The following is a 21,979-nucleotide window of genomic DNA, read 5'->3' on the forward strand; positions in this document are numbered from 1 at the left end:
TCAGTGTTTTGACGGGCGATTACACCAGAATCGAAGTGCCAGTCATTTCCGCCGGTTTTTCCAGGCCCAGCAGTTTCAGCATGGTCGGCGCCACGTCCGCCAGCACGCCGCCTTCGCGGACTTTCAGATCACGCTTGCCGACATAGATGAACGGCACCGGCTCGGTGGTGTGCGCGGTGTGCGCCTGACCGGTGGATTCGTCGGCCATCTGTTCGACGTTGCCGTGGTCGGCGGTGATCAGCGCTTCGCCGCCGACTTTTTCCAGGGCTTCGACGATACGACCGACGCAGGTGTCCAGGCACTCCACGGCTTTCACCGCGGCTTCGAACACGCCGCTATGGCCGACCATGTCGCCGTTGGCGTAGTTGACCACGATCACGTCGTAGCGCTGATTCTCGATGGCTTCGACGATGCGGTCGGTGACTTCGGGCGCGCTCATTTCCGGCTGCAAGTCATAGGTGGCGACTTTCGGCGACGGGATCAGAATGCGCTCTTCGCCGGGGAACGGCTCTTCACGACCGCCGGAGAAAAAGAAGGTCACGTGGGCGTATTTCTCGGTTTCGGCGATGCGCAGCTGGGTCTTGCCGTTTTTCGCCAGGTAGTCGCCGAGCACGTTTTCCAGGCTGCCCGGGGCAAAGGCGGCGGGGGCCGGGATGCTGGCGGCGTATTGGGTCAGGCCGACGTACTGCACTTTTGGCTGGCGTGCGCGCTCGAACTCCTTGAAGTCGTCTTCGACAAACACACGGCTCAGCTCGCGGGCACGGTCGGCACGGAAGTTCATGAACACCACGGCGTCGCCGTCTTCGACTTTTACCGGCTCACCGATGCTGGTGGCTTTGACGAACTCGTCGCTCTCGCCACGGGCGTAAGCGGCTTCCAGACCTTCCTGGGCGGTGGCGGCGCTGAATTCGGCTTTGCCATCAACGATCAGGTTGTAGGCCTGAGACACGCGATCCCAACGGTTGTCGCGATCCATGGCGTAGTAGCGGCCGATCAGGCTGGCGATGCGGCCCTTGCCGAGCGCCTGGAAGGTCGCGTCGAGCAGTTCGATCGACGAGGCGGCGCTTTTCGGCGGCGTGTCACGGCCGTCGAGGAAGGCGTGCAGGTAGATTTTCTCGGCGCCGCGCTTGAAGGCCAGTTCGGCCATGGCGATCAGGTGATCCTGGTGGCTGTGAACACCGCCGTCCGACAACAGACCCATGAAATGTACGGCCTTGCCGGCGGCCACGGCCTTGTCCACGGCGGCGCAGATGGTCGGGTTCTCGAAGAACTCGCCATCGCGGATCGCTTTGGTCACGCGCGTGAAGTCCTGATACACCACGCGACCGGCGCCGAGGTTCATGTGGCCGACTTCGGAGTTGCCCATCTGGCCGTCCGGCAGACCGACGTCCATGCCGCTGCCCGAGATCAAGCCGTTCGGCACGGTGGCCCACAGGCGATCCAGTACAGGCTTTTTGGCCGCATAGACGGCGTTGGATTCGTGGCTGTCGCTGTGACCGAAGCCGTCGAGAATCATCAGGACCAAAGGTTTAGGCGTGGTAGTCATGGAATCCACTCGTGGCTAATAAGAAGAGGGCGATGGAAAAGGGAGTTGGAGTTTAAAGCGAAGTTCCGGCGGCGTCACCGCCGGACGGGGTTTGGCCGACCATAGTGGCTGTGTATACTGGCCGACATTTTAACGCCCTGGAACCTCCTTCGATGGTTGCTCACCTGATTGAATTTGCCACTAACCACTACATTCTTGTCGGTATCTTCGTCGTACTGCTGGCTTTGCTGCTGGCGCATACGGTGCAGGGCGGCGGTAAAAGCCTGAGCACGGGCGAGCTGACCGCACTGGTCAACAAGGAAGCCGGCGTGGTCGTGGACATCCGTCCGAGCAAGGAATACGCCGCCGGTCACATCGTTGGCGCGGTGAACATTCCCCAGGACAAACTGGCTGCCCGTATCGGCGAGCTGGAAAAACACAAGGCCAAGACCATCATCCTGGTCGACGCCCTGGGCCAGACCGCCGGCACCCACGCCCGCGAGCTGATGAAGGCCGGCTTCACCGCCGCCAAGCTGTCCGGCGGGATTTCCAGCTGGAAAGGCGACAACCTGCCGTTGGTGAAGTGACATGAGCAACGTCATCGTCTACTCCAGCGATTACTGCCCTTACTGCTCGCGCGCCAAGTACCTGCTCGCGAACAAAGGCGTGGCCTTCGAAGAGATCAAGGTCGATGGCAAGCCGCAGGTGCGCGCCGCCATGGCCCAGAAGGCCGGACGCACGTCCGTGCCGCAGATCTGGATCGGCGACACCCACGTCGGCGGATGTGACGATTTGTACGCCCTGGAGCGCGCCGGCAAGCTCGACGCGCTGCTCAAGGCCTGACCTGCTGCACGCTCTACCGAACACCAAGAACCCTAAAAGACCCGAGATCAGAAAGGATCTGAGATGACTGACCAACAGAACACTGCAGCCAGCGAAGAAGAAACCGCACCGCAATTCTCCTTGCAGCGCATCTACGTACGCGACCTGTCCTTCGAAGCCCCGAAAAGCCCGGCGATCTTCCGCCAGCAGTGGGATCCGGCGGTCGCTCTGGATCTGAACACCCGCCAGAAAGCCCTGGAAGGTGATTTCTACGAAGTCGTGCTGACCCTGTCCGTCACCGTGAAAAACGGTGAAGAAGTCGCCTTCATCGCTGAAGTGCAACAGGCCGGTATCTTCCTGATCAAGAACCTGGACGCGGCTTCGATGAGCCACACTCTGGGTGCGTTCTGCCCGAACATCCTGTTCCCGTACGCTCGCGAAACCCTGGACAGCCTGGTGACCCGTGGTTCGTTCCCGGCCCTGATGCTGGCCCCGGTGAACTTCGACGCCCTGTACGCGCAAGAGCTGCAGCGCATGCAGGAGTCCGGCGAGACTCCGACCGTTCAGTAAGCGGTGGATGCAACAACGAAAAAAGCGCCGTTACAGGCGCTTTTTTCTTGGGCGATCGTTCTCGCGTTGATCGTTCCCATGCTCTGCGTGGGAATGCCTCTGGGGACGCTCCGCGTCCAGTGACGCGGAGCGTCACGGGCTGCATTCCCACGCGGAGCGTGGGAACGATCCAGGACTGGCGTGTTACTTGAAGTCGTTCTGACGCCACGCTTCGTACACGGCCACTGCCACGGTGTTGGACAGGTTCAGGCTGCGGCAGCCTTCGCGCATCGGCAGGCGCAGGCGCTGTTCGCCCGGCAGGGCGTCGAGCACCTCCGGCGGCAGGCCGCGGCTTTCCGGTCCGAAGATGAACGCATCGCCCGGGACGAACGCGGCATCGTGAAACGGCCGCGAGCCCTTCGTGGTGAAGGCGAACAGCCGTGGATGACCGAGGCTTTCCAGGCAGCTGGCCAGGTCGGCGTGGCGTTGCAGCGTGGCGTACTCGTGGTAGTCGAGACCGGCACGACGCAGGCGCTTGTCGTCCATCTCGAAGCCCAGCGGTTCGATCAAATGCAGGTGGCAGCCGCTGTTGGCGCACAGCCTGATAACGTTGCCGGTGTTCGGTGGAATTTCCGGTTGAAAAAGGATGACGTGAAACATGCACGGCTCCGAAGGTAAAGATGACGCGCATTCTACGCCGCAAGCGGATCCGCGTTCGAAACTATTCCCGCGGGTGATGGCTTCGCTGGCGATTGTCGGTGTGATGGTCGGGATGATGATCGGCCGTTTGACCACGCCTGACCCGACCGTTTTACAGCAGGTCGAGGTGATCGATGGGGGGCTGGCGGTCTGGTTCAACAACGAGCCGAAGCTGCACGGCGAGATCGTCGATGGCAGCATTGCGTTGCTGTTCGAGGCCGAAGGCAGGGTGCAGAAAGGACAGCTCAAGTTCAACGGCAAGGACGTGAACTGGCGGACACGCTTGAGTGACGGGGGATTGTTGCTGACGCTGGTGGCGGCGCGGCCGCTGCAGGGCGACTGGGCCGGCCAGGCGGTCGATGACCGCTGGCGGCTGGAGATCCATCTCCGGGAGCAATAAAAGAGGGAATCCCCGGCCTGCCTGTACCAAGGTTCCCGAAACGGGCGGGCTCATCGCATCGCGTTCTGAGCCGGTGTAAAGAAGGAACCCCTGACCTGCCTGTATCAAGGGCCCCAAAAGGGTGGACTCGATGAGTCCGGTGTAAAGAGGGGAATCCCCGGCCTGCCTGTACCAAGGCCCCCGAAAGGGTGGGTGAATCGAATCACCTGATGGAGTTATTGCAGGGGGCGTGCCAGGTTTTCTCGTTTTGAAACAAAAAAGCCCGACACAATGACGAAGGCCCCGTAATACGGGGCCTTCGTCTTTTCACAGGATGGGATTTTCAGCGGTTTTCAGTGCAAGCCTGAGCCATTGGCCGTGCCCGATTACGGGTCACGGTGCCTTGCGGCGGTGCAGGCTGGCGCTCAATCTCAGCCTTCATCACCCTCATCGTCATCCCCGCCATCGACCTTCATGCCGAGCTCCTTGATCTTGCGGGTCAAGGTGTTGCGGCCCCAGCCCAGCAGCACCGCAGCGTCACGACGACGCCCGGCGGTGTGCTTGAGTGCGGTCTCGATCATGATCCGCTCGAACGCCGGCACCGCGCTGTCGAGCAGGCTCGACTGACCGCGAGCCAGGGCCTGATCGGCCCACTGGCGCAGCGCCTGTTCCCAGTTGGTCACCGGCGCCGAGTCTTGCGGCAGGCTCAGCAGTTCCGGCGGCAGGTCGCTGATGTGCACTTCGCGCCCGGACGCCATCACGGTGATCCAGCGGCAGGTGTTTTCCAGCTGACGCACGTTGCCCGGCCATGGCAGGTTTTTCAGGTATTCCTCGGTCTCGCTTTTCAGCAGCTTCGGCTCGACCGCCAGTTCTTGCGCGGCGCGGCTGAGGAAGTGCTTGGCCAGGGTCGGGATGTCTTCGCGGCGATCCGACAGGCGCGGGATGTGGATGCGGATCACGTTGAGGCGGTGGAACAAGTCCTCACGGAATTTCCCGGCGTGAACCAGGGTTTCCAGATTCTGGTGAGTCGCGGCGATGATCCGCACATCAACCTTGACCGGCACGTGCCCGCCAACGCGATAGAACTCACCATCGGCCAGCACCCGCAGCAGTCGGGTCTGGGTGTCCGCCGGCATGTCGCCGATTTCATCGAGGAACAGCGTGCCGCCGTCGGCTTGTTCGAAGCGGCCGCGACGCAGGTTGGCCGCGCCGGTGAACGCGCCTTTCTCGTGGCCGAACAGCTCGGATTCCATCAGGTCTTTCGGAATCGCCGCCATGTTCAGCGCGATGAACGGCGAGGCCGCGCGCGGGCTGTGGCGGTGCAGGGCGTGAGCCACCAGTTCTTTACCGGTGCCGGATTCGCCGTTGATCAGCACGGTGATGTTGGAATGGCTCAGGCGCCCGATGGCGCGGAACACTTCCTGCATCGCCGGCGCTTCGCCGATGATTTCCGGGGTGCGGGTCAGGGTCGGAGCGACTTCCAGGCCCTGTTGCTCCTGGGCGTGCTGGTTGGCGCGCTTGACCAGCGACACCGCTTCGTCAACGTCGAACGGCTTGGGCAGGTACTCGAACGCGCCGCCCTGATAGGAGGCGACAGCGCTGTCCAGATCGGAGTGAGCGGTCATGATGATCACCGGCAGCCGCGGGTGCTGCTCGCGGATCCGCGCCAGCAGGTCCAGGCCGCTGGCGCCGGGCATGCGGATATCGGAGATGATCACGTCCGGCTGCTGGCGCGCGAGGCGGCTCATCACGCCATCGGCACTGTCGAAGCTCTGGGTGGTCATGCCTTCCTGTTGCAGGGCTTTTTCCAGAACCCAACGGATAGAACGGTCGTCATCGACGATCCACACGGTTTCACTACGGCTCATGTCGATGTGGCTCCTTGTTCCAGTGGCAGAAAGATCGAAAACGTGGTGTGGCCTGGATGGCTGTCACATTCGATCAGGCCCTGGTGCTGGCTGATGATGTTCTGGGTGATGGCCAGGCCCAGCCCGGTACCGTCCGGACGGCCGCTGACCATGGGAAAGAAGATGGTTTCCTGGAGTTCCGCCGGAATGCCCGGGCCGTTGTCGATGATCTCGATCTTGGTCACCAGACGATGGCGGACGTGGCCGATGGTGAACTGGCGCATGGCGCGGGTACGCAGGCTGATGCGGCCCAGGCGCAGCTCGTTCTGGCTGCTGATGGCCTGCATCGCATTGCGCACGATGTTCAGCACCGCCTGAATCATTTGTTCGCGGTCGATCAGGACGTCGGGAATGCTCGGGTCGTAATCACGCACCAGCGTGATGCAACCCTGGCTTTCGGCCTCGACCAGTTGGCAGACGCGCTCCAGCACTTCGTGGACATTGCACAGGGCCAGCGACGGCAGTTTGTTGGAACCGAGCATGCGGTCGACCAGATTACGCAGGCGGTCGGCCTCTTCGATGATCACGTTGGTGTAGTCGCGCAGGCTGTCTTCCGGCAGCTCCCGGGCCAGCAATTGCGCGGCACCGCGGATACCGCCCAGCGGATTCTTGATCTCGTGAGCCAGGCCGCGCACCAGCATCTTGCTGGTTTCCTGCTTCGACAACTGCGCCTCTTCCTTGGTGATCCGCAACAGACGGTCACGGGGATGCACTTCCAGCAGGAGCAGGGTCGCGCCGTTGCTGAGGATCGGCGTCACCGCGTAATCCACGGTCAGGGTCTGTCCGGTGAGAGCGGTGAGCATCGCTTCGCGCTTGGTGAACGGGTGCGCCTGCTCCACCGCCTGGCGCAACGAGTTGAGCGCCTCGGTGGACTCGGTGAACAGCTCGCTGATGAACTGCCCATGGCTGCGCTGACCGCTGATGGCCAGCAGCATCTCCGCCGCCGGGTTCATGTACTCGAGGCGCAATTCGCTGTCGAGCAGGATGGTGGCGGTGGTCAGGTTGTCGAGTAGCAAGCGATGCAGTGCGTCACTGATGGTCATGAGGACCTCTTTTGGAGCATGGCGCGCGCAGGGATACAGCGCTGATGCGAGGAAAATGCAAAAACCAAACCAAGGCTCCGAAAAGAAGCGTTCAACCCCTGAAACGGGCGTTTGACGCTCGTTTGCGTGGCAGTCAAACCGCTCTGGCGGGTACTTTCGAACCAAAATGGGTTGGAATGTGAGTACGGTGCAGTGTATTGCACCAATATAGTGCGCAAAGCTGAACGGCGTCAGAAGAAACGCAGGAAAGGGTTTTTCGGTTCGGCGGGTTTGTCTTTCAGCGGGCATTCCGGACGCACGCCATAGTCGGCGCTGACGCACGGTTTGACCTGACGCTTCTGGGCCAGAGAGATGCGTTGCATGTGGAACGGCTGGTTGGCGGTTTTCTCCACGGTTCGGCCCTGAGCGTCGAGGATCTCGACCGACAGATTGTGGCTGCCGCGATCGATATTGCTCAGCGGGAACACCGGACTCAGACCTGGTTCGCCGACGGCTTTGCCATCCAGCAGCAAGCGATACAGATGACCTCTTTGCAGGCCCGGCTCGCTGGTGACGCTGACGATCAGTTCGCCGGCGCTGCTGCGAATGGTCGCGTCCGGCTCGGGGATCAGCACGCGCAGCATGTCGTAGTGGAACAGCGGTGGTTCCGCAGATTTCTTCGACGGCGTGATCGTGGCGGCGCTGCTCGGATTCGAGGCCATGCGATTGCTGGTGGCCAGCGGCACGCGCCTGGCGTTGCCACGCGGCTGATCGGTGTAGACGCGATTGCCCTGTGCGTCGATGTAAGTGAACACCTCGGCCGATGCGCCGAGCGCGATCAACGACAGGAACAAGGCAATCAATCCCCGCGTCATGGCTTGTGCACCCGCTGCACGGTGAACACCACCGCCGGACTCTGCTGAATGATCGCCTCGCCATTGATGACCTGCACCGCCAGCCGATGCTCGCCCCGGTCGACGTTCACCAGTTGCAGGATCGGCACGTTGCTCGGCTGGCCATAAGGCGCGTCGTCCAAAAGCAGGCGCAATTGATGCGGCGGTTGCAGACGCGGCTTGATCAGCACACTGACCGTGAAGGTGCCGTTGTTGGCGCGCAGGGCTTCCTCGGTGGGCAGGCCGGTCAGCTCCAGCACTTCGTAGGCATTGCGCGCAGGCTCACGACTGACCGTATCGGTAGACGGCGCATTCGGTGCCTGAGGCTGGACGCTGTTGAGCGGCGGCAACTCCACCGCCTGCGCCTGCACGCCGTCCGGCGCGTGATCGCTGTACACCGTGTTGCCGCCGGCGTCGGTGTACTTGTAGATCTGCGCGGCGACGGGCAGGGCGATCAGCAGCAAAATATAGAGAAGGGTGCGACCCATGAAATCGACCGAAAACGAAAACGATGGGCTGCAGCATAGGACAGTGGAGCGGGGAAGGCTCGGATGGAAAACATCCGTCCAATAAAAAAGGCCTCCCGAAGGAGGCCTCTCTTTTGCCACGCCGCGTAGCGCGGCGCTACCGGATCAGCAGCTGTAGTACAGCTCATATTCCAGTGGGTGTACGAAGGTGCGGACCTTGATTTCTTCTTCGGATTTCAGCGCGATGTAGGCATCGATGAAGTCGTCGGAGAACACGCCACCCTTGGTCAGGAACGCACGGCCCTTGTCCAGCTCTTCCAGAGCTTCTTTCAGGCTGCCGCAAACTTGCGGGATCTCTTTCGCCTCTTCAGGCGGCAGGTCGTACAGGTTCTTGTCGGCAGCATCGCCTGGGTGGATCTTGTTCTGGATACCGTCCAGACCGGCCATCAGCAGTGCTGCGAAAGCCAGGTACGGGTTGGCAGCCGGATCCGGGAAACGTGCTTCGATACGACGGCCACGCGGGCTGTTGACGTAAGGAATACGGATCGAGGCGGAACGGTTGCGAGCCGAGTAGGCCAGCATCACCGGAGCTTCGAAGCCTGGCACCAGACGCTTGTAGGAGTTGGTGGCCGGGTTGGTGAAGCCGTTCAGGGCCTTACCGTGCTTGATGATGCCGCCGATGAAGTACAGGGCGGTTTCGGACAGGCCGGCATAGCCTTCGCCAGCGAAGGTGTTCTTGCCGTCTTTGGCGATGGACATGTGCACGTGCATACCCGAACCGTTGTCACCGTACAGTGGCTTCGGCATGAAGGTCGCAGTGCGGCCGTAGGCATCGGCCACGTTGTGTACAACGTATTTCAGAGTCTGAACTTCGTCAGCTTTCTTCACCAGGGTGTTGAACTTGACACCGATTTCGTTTTGACCGGCGGTTGCCACTTCGTGGTGGTGAACTTCAACGGTCTGACCCATCTCTTCCAGTGCGTTGCACATGGCGGTACGGATTTCGTGGTCGTGGTCGAACGGCGGAACCGGGAAGTAGCCGCCTTTCACGCCTGGACGGTGGCCCTTGTTGCCGCCTTCCACGTCCTGGTCGGACATCCACGAGCCTTGCTCGGAGTAGATCTTGAACATCGAGCCGGAGATGTCGGACTTGAACTTCACTTCGTCGAAGATGAAGAACTCAGGCTCGGGACCGGCGAATACGGTGTCACCGATACCGGTGGTCTTCAGGTATTCCTCGGCGCGACGGGCAATGGCACGTGGGTCGCGGTCGTAGCCCTGCATGGTCGAAGGCTCGATGATGTCGCAGACCAGGATCAGGGTCGGTTCTTCGGTGAACGGGTCCAGAACGGCGGTTTCGTCGTCCGGCATCAGGATCATGTCGGAGGCTTCGATGCCTTTCCAGCCAGCGATGGAGGAACCGTCGAACATCTTGCCCGCTTCGAAGAAGTCGTCTTCCAGCGCATCGCGAGCCGGCATGGTCACGTGGTGCTGAGTGCCTTTGGTGTCCGTGAAGCGCAGATCAATCCACTTGACGTCATGATCTTTGATGAGTTGAACCGACTTCGACATAGTGTCCTCCGGGTGGCTTAGGGCGGGTAGTGGATGCCCTTAAATGTTGGTGATGCCGGCGCGAATACTCTGCCAAGGCAACCTGCCTCACAAGGGAGCAAATTGCATGCCAGTGCCCCAGCATGGGTTTTTTGCCCCAAATTCACGCTTCTGAAGGTCGAAAGCGCCTTAATGGCGAAAATCTCGCCCTTTAATGTAGCGTTCAAATCTAAAAATGACCCGTTTTGGTGCGCGCAAAACCTTCTGCACATTAACTGGTTAAACCTTGAGCAATTTCCGCTATAATCCGCGCCCCCCTTTTTCGGCTGGCCCTGCGCGCGCTGTTTTCATGAAACTAATCGTTAAAGTCTTTCCCGAGATCACCATCAAAAGCCGACCTGTCCGGACGAAATTCATCCGCCAGCTGGCCAAGAACATCCGCACCGTGCTCCGCGACCTGGACCCGGCGGTGGTGGTGAACGGTGTGTGGGACAATCTCGAGCTGGAAACCCGCGTCACCGATCCCAAGGCCCTGAAGGAAATGGGCGAACGCCTGACCTGCATGCCGGGCATCGCGCACTTTCTGCAGATCGACGAGTACCCGCTGGGCGACTTCGACGACATCACCGAGAAGTGCAAGCAGCACTACGGCGATGCACTGGCCGGGAAGATTTTCTCGGTGCGCTGCAAACGTGCGGGCAAGCATGCGTTCAGCTCGATGGACGTCGAAAAATACGTCGGCAGCAAGCTGCGCCGTGAATGCGGTGCCGCGGGGATCGACCTGAAAGCGCCGGAAATCGAAGTCCGTATCGAAGTTCGCGACAAACGGTTGTTTGTGATCCACAGCCAGCACAATGGCATCGGCGGCTACCCGCTCGGTGCGCTGGAACAGACGCTGGTATTGATGTCCGGCGGCTTTGACTCGACGGTTGCTGCTTACCAGATCCTGCGCCGCGGCCTGATGACGCACTTCTGCTTCTTCAATCTGGGCGGTCGTGCCCACGAGTTGGGCGTGATGGAAGTCGCGCATTTCATCTGGAAGAAGTACGGCAGCTCGCAACGCGTGCTATTTGTCAGTGTCCCGTTCGAAGAAGTGCTGGGCGAAATTCTCGGCAAGGTCGACGACAGTCATATGGGCGTCGTATTGAAGCGTATGATGTTGCGCGCAGCGTCGAGCATTGCCGAACGCCTGCACATTGATGCGCTGGTCACCGGCGAAGCGATTTCCCAGGTGTCGAGCCAGACGTTGCCGAACCTGTCGGTCATCGATTGCGTTACCGACAAACTGGTGCTGCGACCGCTGATCGTCGCCCACAAGCAAGACATCATCGACACGGCCGACCAGATCGGTACCGGTGATTTCGCCCGGCACATGCCGGAATACTGCGGCGTCATCTCGGTCAACCCGAAGACCGCCGCCAAGCGTGGCCGGGTCGAGCACGAAGAGCAGGAATTCGACATGGCGGTGCTCGAGCGTGCGCTCGCAAACGCCAGACTGGTGCCGATCGATCGGGTGATCGACGAATTGGGCCAGGATTTGCAGATCGAAGAAGTCAGCGAAGCGCTGGCCGGTCAGATCGTCATCGACATCCGCCACCCGGATGCCGCCGAGGATGACCCGCTGGAACTCGCCGGCATAGAGGTACAGACGATGCCGTTCTACGCAGTGAACGCTCGTTTCAAGGAACTGGACCCTACTCGCCAGTACCTGCTGTATTGCGACAAAGGCGTGATGAGTCGCCTGCATGCCCACCATTTGCTCAGTGAGGGGCATGCCAATGTGCGCGTTTATCGACCGAGCTAAGTGCCCGGGGCTGTTTGCCTGTGGCCTGCGTCACCGGCCCCCCGACACTGCCGTCAAGCTGTAACGGCCATGCCGGACACTACTGCTAATCGCTGCCAGGACTTGTCAGCAAACCGAATCCTCTGATCGAGATACACAAGTGATCGAAAATCTACGTAACATCGCCATCATTGCCCACGTTGACCACGGTAAGACCACCCTGGTAGACAAACTCCTGCGTCAATCCGGCACCCTGGAGCGCAACGAGCTCAACGACGAGCGCGTGATGGACTCCAACGACCAGGAAAAAGAACGCGGCATTACCATTCTGGCGAAAAACACCGCCATCAACTGGAACGGCTACCACATCAACATCGTGGACACCCCGGGCCACGCCGACTTCGGCGGCGAAGTAGAGCGCGTAATGTCGATGGTCGACTCCGTGCTGCTGCTGGTTGACGCCCAGGACGGCCCTATGCCGCAAACCCGTTTCGTGACCAAGAAGGCGTTCGAAGCCGGTCTGAAGCCGATCGTCGTGATCAACAAGGTCGACCGTCCGGGCGCGCGTCCTGACTGGGTTCTGGACCAGATCTTCGACCTGTTCGACAACCTGGGTGCCACCGACGAACAGCTGGACTTCAAAGTCGTCTACGCCTCGGCCCTGAACGGCATCGCCGGTCTGGACCACACCGACATGGCCGAAGACATGACCCCGCTGTACCAGTCGATCATCGACAACGTTCCAGCGCCGGCCGTTGACCGTGACGGTCCGTTCCAGATGCAGATCTCCGCACTGGACTACAACAGCTTCCTGGGTGTGATCGGTGTTGGCCGTATCGCCCGTGGTCGCATCAAGCCGAACACTCCGGTCGTCGCCATCGACACCGAAGGCAAGCGCCGCAACGGTCGTATCCTGAAGCTGATGGGTCACCACGGTCTGCACCGCGTTGACGTCGAAGAAGCCCAGGCCGGCGACATCGTCTGCATCAGCGGTTTCGACGAGCTGTTCATCTCCGACACCCTGTGCGACATCAACACTGTCGAAGCGATGAAGCCGCTGACCGTCGACGAGCCGACCGTTTCCATGACCTTCCAGGTCAACGACTCGCCGTTCTGCGGTAAAGAAGGCAAGTTCGTGACTTCCCGCAACATCAAGGAACGTCTGGACAAAGAGCTGCTGTACAACGTTGCCCTGAAAGTTGAAGAAGGCGATTCCGCCGACAAGTTCAAGGTATCGGGTCGTGGTGAGCTGCACCTGTCGGTACTGATCGAAACCATGCGTCGCGAAGGCTTCGAGATGGCAGTGGGCCGTCCTGAAGTGATCATCCGCGAAGTGGGCGGCGTGAAGCAGGAACCGTTCGAAAACGTGACCATCGACATCCCTGAAGAGTCCCAGGGCAAGGTCATGGAAGAAATGGGTCTGCGTAAGGGCGACCTGACCAACATGTCCCCGGATGGCAAGGGCCGTGTGCGCCTGGAGTACAACATCCCGGCTCGCGGTCTGATCGGTTTCCGTAACCAGTTCCTGACCCTGACCAACGGCGCAGGCATCCTGACCTCGATCTTCGATCGTTACGACACCATGAAGTCCGGTCACATGTCCGGCCGTCAGAACGGTGTTCTGGTATCGGTTGAAACCGGCAAGGCACTGACCTACTCCCTGGAAACCCTGCAGGCTCGTGGCAAGCTGTTCGTGGAACACGGTCAGGAGATCTACAACGGTCAGATCGTGGGTCTGAACAGCCGTGACAACGACCTGGGCGTCAACCCTACCAAGGGCAAGAAGCTCGACAACATGCGTGCTTCGGGTAAAGACGAAACCATCGCTCTGGTTCCACCTGTCCGCTTCACCCTGGAACAGGCTCTGGAATTCATCCAGGATGACGAGCTGTGCGAAGTGACGCCGAAGTCCATCCGTCTTCGCAAGAAGATCCTGGACGAAGGCGAGCGCACCCGCGCTGCCAAGAAAGCCAAGGCATAAGCTTTAGCCAGGCTTGAAAAAAACGCCCCCGGTCGAGAGACCGGGGGCGTTTTTGTTTGTCCGGGATTTGAATATCGCGTTCGGCGTCTGGGACGCGGAGCGTCCCGGGCTGCATTCCCACGCGGAGCGTGGGAACGATCAAGCAGGATCAGAAGCGTTCGATCGACCGCGAATTCTGCACCCGCTCCACTTCCTTTGGCTTGTAAGCGCAATATCCCGGGCGCGGGCCGATTTTCGGGTGGTTGCGGCAGGTGTCCGGGCGCTTGTCATAAATGGTGCACAGGCGGCTCTTGCGATCCAGGTAGTAGCAATCGTTGTTGCTCATGCGCTGGAGGGTGAAGATCCCCGACTTCTGGTTGAAACGCTCGACCAGACCTTCCTTTTGCAGACGCTTGGCGATGTTCTTCGGCGGGTCGCCCAGTTCGAACTCGTCGACCACACCGATACGCACCAGATCCTTGATCTTGACCTCGACCGGCAGCGTGCAGCAGCTGGAGACGCACGAGCCGCACATCGGGGCCGAATATTTGGCCCAGGTATCGAGACGGTCGATCTCGGCTGCGGCGATCAGGTTGGGCTTCATCATCGGTGTTTACCAAGCGTGTGCATCAGGGCGCGCGATCATACCGGGACTGGTGGATTTTTGAACAACCTTTCGCCAGATTTTTTCTTCATGCGCAAGTATCGTCCAACAATTCGGCACGGCCCCTGCATTCATTAAGGCATTGCCCAAGGTATTGCCGGACGAAGTCTCACTCTCACGAAAAACTGCCGAACCAGAGCCCCTACCGTCGGTCAGACCGTCTAGGCTCTGACAATTCCCGCTCGCTCGAGGTCCTATCGATGACTCAAGAACCACTAGTTCGCGAAGCAGAGGTGGCCGCATTCCGCGACGCCGTCCTGACCAAACTCACCTACGCGGTGGGCAAAGACCCGGATCACGCCTTCGACCATGACTGGTTCGAAGCCATCGCCCTGGCGGCGCGCGATCACATGGTCGAGCACTGGATGGACCACACCCGGCAGATCTACCGCAAAGGTCAGAAGCGGGTGTATTACCTCTCGCTGGAATTCCTTATCGGCCGCTTGCTGTACGACAGCCTGAGCAACCTAGGTCTGCTGGACGTCGCCCGTGAAGCGCTGACCGAACTGGGCGTCGATCTGGAGCGCATTCGCATCCTGGAGCCGGATGCGGCGCTGGGCAACGGAGGTCTCGGACGGCTGGCGGCGTGCTTCATGGAAAGCATGTCGACCCTCGGCATCGCCGGCCACGGCTACGGCATTCGTTACGAACACGGGCTGTTCCGCCAGGCCATCGTCGACGGCTGGCAGCAGGAACAGACCGAACACTGGCTGGATTTCGGCAACCCCTGGGAGTTCGAGCGGCCAGAGGTGGTCTATCCGATCGGCTTTGGCGGCAGCGTCGAGACCGTGACCGACAACGAAGGCAAATCGAAACAGGTCTGGCATCCGGCGGAAACCGTGCGGGCCATCGCCTACGACACCCCCGTGGTCGGCTGGCGCGGGGCGAGCGTCAACACCTTGCGCCTGTGGCGGGCCCGGGCCATGGAAGACCTGCACCTGGAGCGCTTCAACGCCGGTGACCACCTGGGCGCCGTCGCCGAAGTGGCCCGGGCCGAAAGTATTTCCCGCGTACTTTACCCGGCGGACAGCACCGAAGCCGGGCAGGAACTGCGCCTGCGTCAGGAATACTTCTTCGTCGCAGCCTCGCTTCAGGATCTGCTGCGCCGTCACCGCAACATGCACACCTCGGTGCTGACGCTGGGCGATCACGCGGCAATCCAGCTCAACGATACGCACCCTTCGATCGCCGTCGCCGAACTGATGCGCCAACTGGTCGACGTCTACGACGTGGCCTGGGATGCGGCATGGCAAGTCACTGTCGATACGCTGTCGTACACCAACCACACGCTGCTGCCCGAAGCGCTGGAAACCTGGCCGGTGGGGCTGATGGAACGCATGCTGCCGCGGCACATGCAGATCATTTACCTGATCAACGCCCAGCACATCGATTCGCTGCGGGCCAAGGGCATCCACGATTTCGACGTGCTGCGCGCGGTGTCGCTGATCGAGGAAGACAACGGGCGCCGGGTGCGCATGGGCAACCTGGCGTTCCTCGGCTCCCATAGCGTCAACGGGGTGTCCGGGCTGCACACGCAACTGATGCGCAAAACCGTGTTCGCCGAACTGCACAAGCTGTATCCGGAGCGGATCAACAACAAGACCAACGGCATTACCTTCCGCCGCTGGCTGTACCAGGCCAACCCTGAACTGACATCGATGCTGGTCGATTCCCTCGGCCCGGACGTCCTGGATAACCCGGAACAGCGATTGCTCGATCTTGAGCCGTTCGCCGAACAACCAGCCTTTCGCAAAGCCTTCGCCGAGCAACGGTTGCACAGCAAAAAAGCCTTGGCGTACCTGATTCATGAAAGGCTGGGGATCGCGGTCAATCCGGCAGCGATGTTCGACGTGCAGGTCAAACGGATTCACGAATACAAACGTCAGTTGCTCAACCTCATGCATACGGTCGCGTTGTATCAGGCGATTCGCGCCGAGCCGGAAATCGACTGGGTGCCGCGCGTGAAAATCTTCGCCGGCAAAGCGGCGGCGAGTTATCACCAGGCCAAGCTGATCATCAAACTGACCAACGACATCGCCCGGGTGGTGAACAACGACCCGACCGTGCGTGGGCTGCTGAAAGTGGTGTTCCTGCCCAACTACAACGTCAGTCTGGCGGAAAGCATCATTCCTGCGGCGGACCTGTCGGAGCAGATATCCACTGCCGGTTTCGAAGCCTCGGGCACCAGCAACATGAAGTTCGGCCTCAACGGTGCGCTGACCATCGGCACCCTCGACGGTGCCAACGTGGAAATGTGCGAAAACATCGGCGCCGAGCACATGTTCATCTTCGGCCTCAGTGCCCAGCAGGTCGAAGCGCGCAAGCAGAACCACGAGTTCAGCGCCTTGCCGGATATCGCTGCGTCCCATCGCCTCAACGACGTGCTGCAGGCGATCCGCAGCGGGGTGTTCTCGCCGGACGACACGTCGCGCTACACCGGACTGATCGATTCGCTGGTGGATTACGACCGGTTCTTCGTCTGCGCCGATTTCGATTCGTACTGGGAAGCGCAGATGCGCGTCGATGCGCTCTGGCACGACGCCAATAACTGGTGGCGTTCGGCGGTGCTGAACACCTCGCGCATGGGCTGGTTCTCGTCCGACCGGACGATCCGCGAGTACGCCACGGATATCTGGAAGGCACTGGAGTAACTTTTAGCGACAAATGTGCGCCCGGCCCCACGATTGTTGGGCCGGGCCGATATACTGAGCCTTGGTTTCGCCCCGCCACGGGGCTGCTCAGGGATATCGACCATGCAATGGATGTTCATGTTGATCGGGCTTTTGCTCGGCTGGCTGCTCGACGAGTCGTTCAGCGATGCGCTGTTGGGCGCGTTACTGGGGCTCGCCATCGGACAGGCGATGCGCATCGCGCGGCTCGGTTCACAGGCTGCCGAGCAACAGCGTCAGCTGGATCACGCGAAGATCGCGTTGCAGGGCGTCGAACAGCGTCTGTTTCTGCTGGAGGGCGCTCCGGCACATTCGCCGGCACCGGCGAGTGTCGCACCGGCCAGCGAAACGCTCGTTGAGCCTGTCACGGTATTTGAACAACCCTCTGGCGCAGAACCCGAGCTGATCTGGGAGCTGCCACCCGAACTCGAACCTGTCGCCGTCGCCGCCAGCGAAGCTGAACAGCCGCTGCCGGTCGATGCCTGGCGCCCGGAGCCCGTTACCCGCGAACCACAATCGCCTGCCGAACCTCGTGGCCCGAATCTTATCGAGCGCGGCATCAGCGCTGCGCGCAACTGGCTGTTCGGTGGCAATACCGTGTTGCGGGTCGGTGTGGTGCTGTTGTTCTTCGGTCTGGCCTTCCTGCTGCGTTACGCCACCGAAGGCATGGTGGTGCCGATCGAAATGCGTTACGCCGGGGTCGCAGCGGCGGCGCTGGGATTGCTGGCGCTGGGCTGGTGGTTGCGCCATCGCAACAACAGCTACGCCTTGATGCTGCAAGGTACCGGGATTGCGGTGTTGTACCTGACGGTGTTTGCGGCGATGCGTCTGCACCCGCTGCTTGATCCGTCTGCTGCGCTGGGATTGCTGGTGGCAGTGACGGTGTTTTCGGCCATTTTGGCGATCACTCAGGATTCCCTTGCCCTGGCCTGCGTCGCCGCGCTGGGCGGTTTCGCTGCGCCGATCCTGACTTCCACCGGCGCCGGTAACCATGTGGCGCTGTTCAGTTATTTCGCGCTGCTCAACGCCGGCATTCTGGCCATCGCCTGGTTCAAGGCCTGGCGCCTGCTCAACCTGATCGGCTTCATTGGCACCTTCGGCATCGGTTTCGCCTGGGGCCTGCGTTCGTACACGCCGGAACTGCTGTGGAGCACAGAGCCGTTCCTGATTCTGTTCTTCCTGATGTATCTGGTCATCGGCCTGCTGTTCGCCCGGCGCAAGCTGCTGGACATGCCGGACGCCCCGGCAGAAAGCGATCGCGAGGCGCTGCTGCACTGGTCGGCGCGCAAGGGTGATTACGTTGACGGCACCATGCTGTTCGGTCCGCCGCTGGTGGGTTTCGGTCTGCAATTCGCATTGATCCAGCATCTGGAATTCGCCGCCGCGTTCAGCGCATTGGCGCTGGGCATGATTTACATGACCCTCGCCCGGGTGCTGATGGGCGGCCGGGCGTTGCTGCTGGGCGAGACTTGCCTGGCGCTCGGGGTGATTTTCGCCAGTCTGGCGATTCCGCTGGGGCTGGATGCGCGCTGGACCTCTGCGGCCTGGGCGGTAGAGGGCGCGGGGATTTTCTGGCTGGGCTTGCGTCAGCACCGGCCGTTGGCCAGGGCCTTCGCGTTGCTGCTGCAACTGGGCTCGGCGCTGGCGTTTCTCAGCCAGTTGCGTGTCGGTGAAAGCAGCCTGCTCGACGGTGCGCCGTTGGGCGCGTTGATGCTGGGCATTGCGCTGTTGTTCAGTTTCTATCAATTGCGTAAAACCCCGGCGGAGCACACCTCGGCATGGGAGCGCCAAGGCCTGCCGGTTTTGGCGAGTCTCGGTCTGACTTTTCTCTATCTGTTGGCGCCGCTGTTTTTCTTCGTCCAGTTCACGGCAATCAGTTGGGCCCTGGCCGGACTGGTGACCTTGTTCGTCGGCTTGCGCCTGCAATCGCGCACATTCCTGTTCACCGCGTTTGCCGTGCAACTGCTCGGCGGGGTGTTGTTCCTGCTGCGCCTGCAAGGAGCAGGCGAGGATTCGGCGGCCGTGTTCAGCGCTGGCTGGAGCGGTTTGCTCAGCGCCTCGCTGATCGGTCTGGCACTGATCGCCGGCATGCTGCTGGCCGCGCGCGACAATATGGTGCGCAGCGATGTTCGTCTGCTGCGCGGGTTGTCGGTGGTGCTACTGGCGGGTCTGGTGCTGGTCAATCTGGCGGTGTTGTTCGTGCTGCCGTGGCAAACCGCGAGTGCGGTGTGGGCGGCCAGTGGCTTGCTGATCATCTGGCTCAGTCTGTACCTCAGGCAGCGCGTGAGTTTTATCTTCGGTCTGTTGTTGCAGTTGATCGGCGGCGCGGCGTTCTTGCTGGCCGGCCCCGAGTTGCTCGGGCCGTTGTCCAGCGAAGGCCTGCGACCGCTGGCCCATGGCGGTTTCTGGACGCCGCTGGTGCTGGGGCTGGCGGCGATGATCGGGGCGTGGCGCCTGCAACTGGGCAATCACGCTTCGGCTTTCGATGTGCTGAGTTTGCAGCGGTTGTCCGACGTGTTGCTGGTGTGGGGCGCCGGTTGGTGGGCGCTGGCGTGGGTCAGTGAAGTGCTGCGGTTTGCGCCGCTGAATGTGCAGGCGACGCTGTTGCTGCTGGTCGCCGCGCTGAGCGTCGTGTTGTGGACGCTGTTGGCCTCGCGCCTGAAATGGCCGTCTCTCGGTCTGCTCTGCACCCTGCTGATGCCAGCGGCCGGTTTGGTGTTGCTCGCCGCGTGGCATTCGCGTTATCACCCGGCGGCGAATTTCGGCTGGCTGGCGTGGGCGGCGGTGTTCGTCGTGCATTTCATCAGTCTGCGGCGTCTGGCGCCCATGCTGCCGGCGCGGGCCTTGAGCACGGCGCATGTACTCGGTTGCTGGCTGCTGATCGGCGTGCTGGCGCTGGAATTGCGTTACGGCCTGCTGCTGTTGTCCGAGCAATACAACGCCTGGCGCTGGCTGGGCTGGGCGATTCTGCCAAGCGTGTATCTGTTGCTGATGGCCGCGCCGCGCAACTGGCCATGGCCGGTGGCGGCGTTCCCTCGTGAGTACCGTTTGTACGCGGCGGCGCCGCTGGCGGTGCTGATGCTGGTCTGGTTCTGGCTGGCCAATGGCGTCAGCGATGGCAACGCCGAACCGCTGCCTTATGTGCCGCTGCTCAACCCGCTGGAATTGGGTCTGCTGTTTGCGTTGTTCGGTGTTTACGTCTGGTCGCGCAGCGCTGTTGCCGAGCTGTCGATCCGCCAGGATTACGCGGCTTACGCCACGCAACTGATTGCCGGTGTTTCGCTGTTCGCCTTCTGCACCGCGCTGGTCACCCGCGCCGCGCACCATTGGGCGGGGATTCCGTTCGAGCTGGATCTGCTGCTCGAATCGATGCTGGTGCAGGCCGGGTTGTCGATCGTCTGGACGCTGATGGCGCTGGGGCTGATGATCGGCGGGCACCTGCGCCATCGCCGCGAAGTGTGGCTGATCGGCGCGGCGCTGATTGCGCTGGTGGTGGCCAAACTGATTTTTGTCGAATTGAGCAACCGTGGCGGACTGGCCCGGATCGTCTCGTTCATCGGCGTCGGCGTGTTGCTGCTGGTGGTGGGCTACTTTGCGCCGCTGCCGCCCAAACGCGCCGAAGCTGCACCGGCGGCGGACAAACCGGCCCCGGAAACCGAAGGAGTGTCGTCTTGAGTCGCAAGCTTAATCTCGGTTGGCTGTTGCTGGGCGTGGCCATGACGGCCGGCGCCCAGGAAAAACCGGCGGACTTCGCCACGCAGGTGCCGTTGTCGGTCAGTGGCGCAGGCCCGTGGTATCGCCTCGAACTGCCGCTGAGCGTGCAGTTGCAGGCACGTCAGACCGATCTCAGCGATCTGCGGGTGTTCAACGCCGCCGGAGAGCCGCAGGCCTATGCCCTGGCCCGGGAATCAGCACAGACCCGCGACGACGGCCAGTTACATGACGTGAAGTGGTTCCCGCTGTACAACTCGGCGGATGCGACCGAGCGTGCGCCGAACGTTCGCGTGCAATCCACCACCACCGGCACGCTGGTGGAAGTGCAGCCGTCCAGCCAGCTCGAAGCCGGTGAAGAAGTGCTGCGTGGCTGGCTGCTCGACGCCAGTGCGATCAAGGCGCCGTTGCAGCAATTGATCCTCGACTGGACCAGCGAGCGCGACGGCTTCCAGCGTTTCAGCATCGAGGCCAGCGACGACTTGCAGCACTGGCAAGCCTGGGGCGAAGGCCAGGTCGCGCGCCTGACCTTTGCCGACGAACGGGTCGAGCAACATGAAGTGGCGCTGCCGGGGCAATCGGCGCGGTATCTGCGTCTGCTGTGGGATTCCCCGGCCTCGGCGCCGGAGCTGACGTCGGCACAACTGAAAAGCAGCGACCCGCGTCACCTGCCGCTGCCATTGGTCTGGTCGCCGGCGCTGGCGGGCAGCAGCGGCAAGGTCGGGGAATACACCTGGCAGTTGCCGATGGGGCTGAACATCGAGCGGGTGCAGGTCGAACTGAAGCAGGCCAACAGTCTGGCGCCGGTGACGTTGTCGGGACGTCGCGAAAGCAGTCTGCCGTGGCAACCGCTGAGCAGCGGTCTGCTCTATCGCCTGACCCAGAATGGCCAGGACGTGCTGCAGAACGAATTGCAGCTTTACGGCCAGACCGTGCAGCAGTTGAAGCTCACGGTCGACGAACGCGGCGGCGGCCTCGGCGAACAGGCACCGAGCTTGAAATATGCGGTGCGCGCCACGCAGGTGATCTTCCTTGCCCGTGGTGAAGGGCCGTACAGCCTGGCGCTGGGCAATCCGACCGTGAAGACGGCGAACCTGCCGCTGACCACGCTGATTCCCGATTTCAAACCGGAGAAACTGGCCACGCTGGGCAAGGCCGCGGTGCAGGGCGAAGCGCTGGCGACCCAGACTTCGACGGCCACTGCAGCAGCGACCAGCCACACCAACTGGAAGAAATTCGGCCTGTGGGCGGTGTTGTTGCTCAGCGTGCTGTTTCTGGCGGCGATGGCCTTCAGTCTGCTGCGCAAGCCACCGGCCAAATCCTGAATATGACGGGTGTGGTCGCTACACCCGTCGGGTTTCCAACTACGCTGAATCCG

17 protein-coding genes are annotated in these 21,979 nt (G+C 61.5%); 9 read left to right on the forward strand and 8 right to left on the reverse strand.

The window, feature by feature from the left end; all coding sequences use genetic code 11:
• Positions 1–19 precede the first annotated feature (19 nt).
• A complete protein-coding gene (gpmI, locus tag MKZ87_RS14045; protein ID WP_085702706.1) occupies positions 20–1,546 on the reverse strand; it encodes a 2,3-bisphosphoglycerate-independent phosphoglycerate mutase in 1,527 nt (508 codons plus the stop codon).
• 152 nt (positions 1,547–1,698) lie between these two features.
• Between gpmI and MKZ87_RS14050 the strand changes: the two genes are divergently transcribed.
• The 3 genes from MKZ87_RS14050 (at position 1,699) to secB (ending at position 2,917) form a co-directional block, all read left to right on the forward strand.
• On the forward strand, positions 1,699–2,112 hold the full coding sequence (locus MKZ87_RS14050; protein WP_085702705.1) for a rhodanese-like domain-containing protein: 414 nt from the start codon (positions 1,699–1,701) through the stop codon (positions 2,110–2,112).
• Between the two features lies 1 nt (position 2,113).
• Entirely contained in the window at positions 2,114–2,368 is a 255-nt protein-coding gene (gene grxC, locus MKZ87_RS14055) for a glutaredoxin 3 (RefSeq protein ID WP_039764687.1), read from the forward strand.
• Positions 2,369–2,431: 63 nt separating this feature from the next.
• Positions 2,432–2,917, forward strand: coding sequence for a protein-export chaperone SecB (gene secB / locus MKZ87_RS14060; protein WP_007909233.1), 486 nt, complete (start codon positions 2,432–2,434; stop codon positions 2,915–2,917).
• A 183-nt stretch (positions 2,918–3,100) separates the two neighbouring features.
• On the opposite strand, the gene MKZ87_RS14065 is transcribed toward secB, so the two are convergent.
• Positions 3,101–3,556: a tRNA (cytidine(34)-2'-O)-methyltransferase gene (locus MKZ87_RS14065; RefSeq protein WP_007952520.1), complete on the reverse strand. Its 456-nt coding sequence runs from the start codon at positions 3,554–3,556 to the stop codon at positions 3,101–3,103.
• Between MKZ87_RS14065 and MKZ87_RS14070 the strand changes: the two genes are divergently transcribed.
• On the forward strand, positions 3,555–3,995 hold the full coding sequence (locus MKZ87_RS14070; RefSeq protein ID WP_266201149.1) for a hypothetical protein: 441 nt from the start codon (positions 3,555–3,557) through the stop codon (positions 3,993–3,995). The genes MKZ87_RS14065 and MKZ87_RS14070 overlap by 2 nt on opposite strands.
• Before the next feature lie 410 nt (positions 3,996–4,405).
• Here MKZ87_RS14070 and ntrC read toward each other — a convergent pair whose 3' ends face one another.
• From ntrC to glnA, 5 genes are all read right to left on the reverse strand, one after another.
• Positions 4,406–5,842: a nitrogen regulation protein NR(I) gene (ntrC, locus tag MKZ87_RS14075; protein ID WP_007952518.1), complete on the reverse strand. Its 1,437-nt coding sequence runs from the start codon at positions 5,840–5,842 to the stop codon at positions 4,406–4,408.
• Entirely contained in the window at positions 5,839–6,924 is a 1,086-nt protein-coding gene (glnL, locus tag MKZ87_RS14080) for a nitrogen regulation protein NR(II) (RefSeq protein ID WP_007952516.1), read from the reverse strand. Before glnL ends, ntrC begins: the two co-directional genes overlap by 4 nt.
• A 230-nt stretch (positions 6,925–7,154) precedes the next feature.
• Positions 7,155–7,778, reverse strand: coding sequence for a DUF4124 domain-containing protein (locus tag MKZ87_RS14085; protein ID WP_234206292.1), 624 nt, complete (start codon positions 7,776–7,778; stop codon positions 7,155–7,157).
• Complete coding sequence (locus MKZ87_RS14090; RefSeq protein ID WP_085698067.1) at positions 7,775–8,284, reverse strand: DUF4124 domain-containing protein; 510 nt, start codon at positions 8,282–8,284, stop codon at positions 7,775–7,777. Before MKZ87_RS14090 ends, MKZ87_RS14085 begins: the two co-directional genes overlap by 4 nt.
• A gap of 144 nt (positions 8,285–8,428) precedes the next feature.
• Positions 8,429–9,835 (reverse strand): glutamate--ammonia ligase, encoded by a 1,407-nt coding sequence (gene glnA, locus MKZ87_RS14095; RefSeq protein ID WP_085698068.1) that lies wholly within the window; start codon positions 9,833–9,835, stop codon positions 8,429–8,431.
• A gap of 328 nt (positions 9,836–10,163) precedes the next feature.
• Between glnA and thiI the strand changes: the two genes are divergently transcribed.
• Positions 10,164–11,618, forward strand: a complete 1,455-nt coding sequence (gene thiI, locus MKZ87_RS14100; RefSeq protein WP_085684040.1) for a tRNA uracil 4-sulfurtransferase ThiI — start codon at positions 10,164–10,166, stop codon at positions 11,616–11,618.
• 139 nt (positions 11,619–11,757) lie between these two features.
• Entirely contained in the window at positions 11,758–13,578 is a 1,821-nt protein-coding gene (typA, locus tag MKZ87_RS14105) for a translational GTPase TypA (protein ID WP_085702700.1), read from the forward strand.
• A gap of 148 nt (positions 13,579–13,726) precedes the next feature.
• Here typA and MKZ87_RS14110 read toward each other — a convergent pair whose 3' ends face one another.
• A complete protein-coding gene (locus MKZ87_RS14110) occupies positions 13,727–14,164 on the reverse strand; it encodes a YkgJ family cysteine cluster protein (RefSeq protein WP_007952500.1) in 438 nt (145 codons plus the stop codon).
• A 257-nt stretch (positions 14,165–14,421) separates the two neighbouring features.
• On the opposite strand from MKZ87_RS14110, the gene MKZ87_RS14115 reads away from it, so the two are divergent.
• The 3 genes from MKZ87_RS14115 to MKZ87_RS14125 all read left to right on the forward strand — a co-directional run bounded on the left by MKZ87_RS14115 (position 14,422) and on the right by MKZ87_RS14125 (position 21,926).
• Positions 14,422–16,872 (forward strand): glycogen/starch/alpha-glucan phosphorylase, encoded by a 2,451-nt coding sequence (locus MKZ87_RS14115; protein ID WP_227234154.1) that lies wholly within the window; start codon positions 14,422–14,424, stop codon positions 16,870–16,872.
• A gap of 102 nt (positions 16,873–16,974) precedes the next feature.
• The gene (locus MKZ87_RS14120) at positions 16,975–20,565 is read left to right on the forward strand and encodes a DUF2339 domain-containing protein (protein WP_266201150.1); all 3,591 of its coding nucleotides are present in this window, start codon (positions 16,975–16,977) and stop codon (positions 20,563–20,565) included.
• Positions 20,562–21,926, forward strand: coding sequence for a DUF3999 domain-containing protein (locus MKZ87_RS14125; protein WP_266201151.1), 1,365 nt, complete (start codon positions 20,562–20,564; stop codon positions 21,924–21,926). The genes MKZ87_RS14120 and MKZ87_RS14125 overlap by 4 nt, the downstream gene beginning before the upstream one ends.
• Positions 21,927–21,979 lie beyond the last annotated feature (53 nt).

The organism is Pseudomonas sp. MCal1, from assembly GCF_026341415.1.
GTDB lineage: Bacteria > Pseudomonadota > Gammaproteobacteria > Pseudomonadales > Pseudomonadaceae > Aquipseudomonas.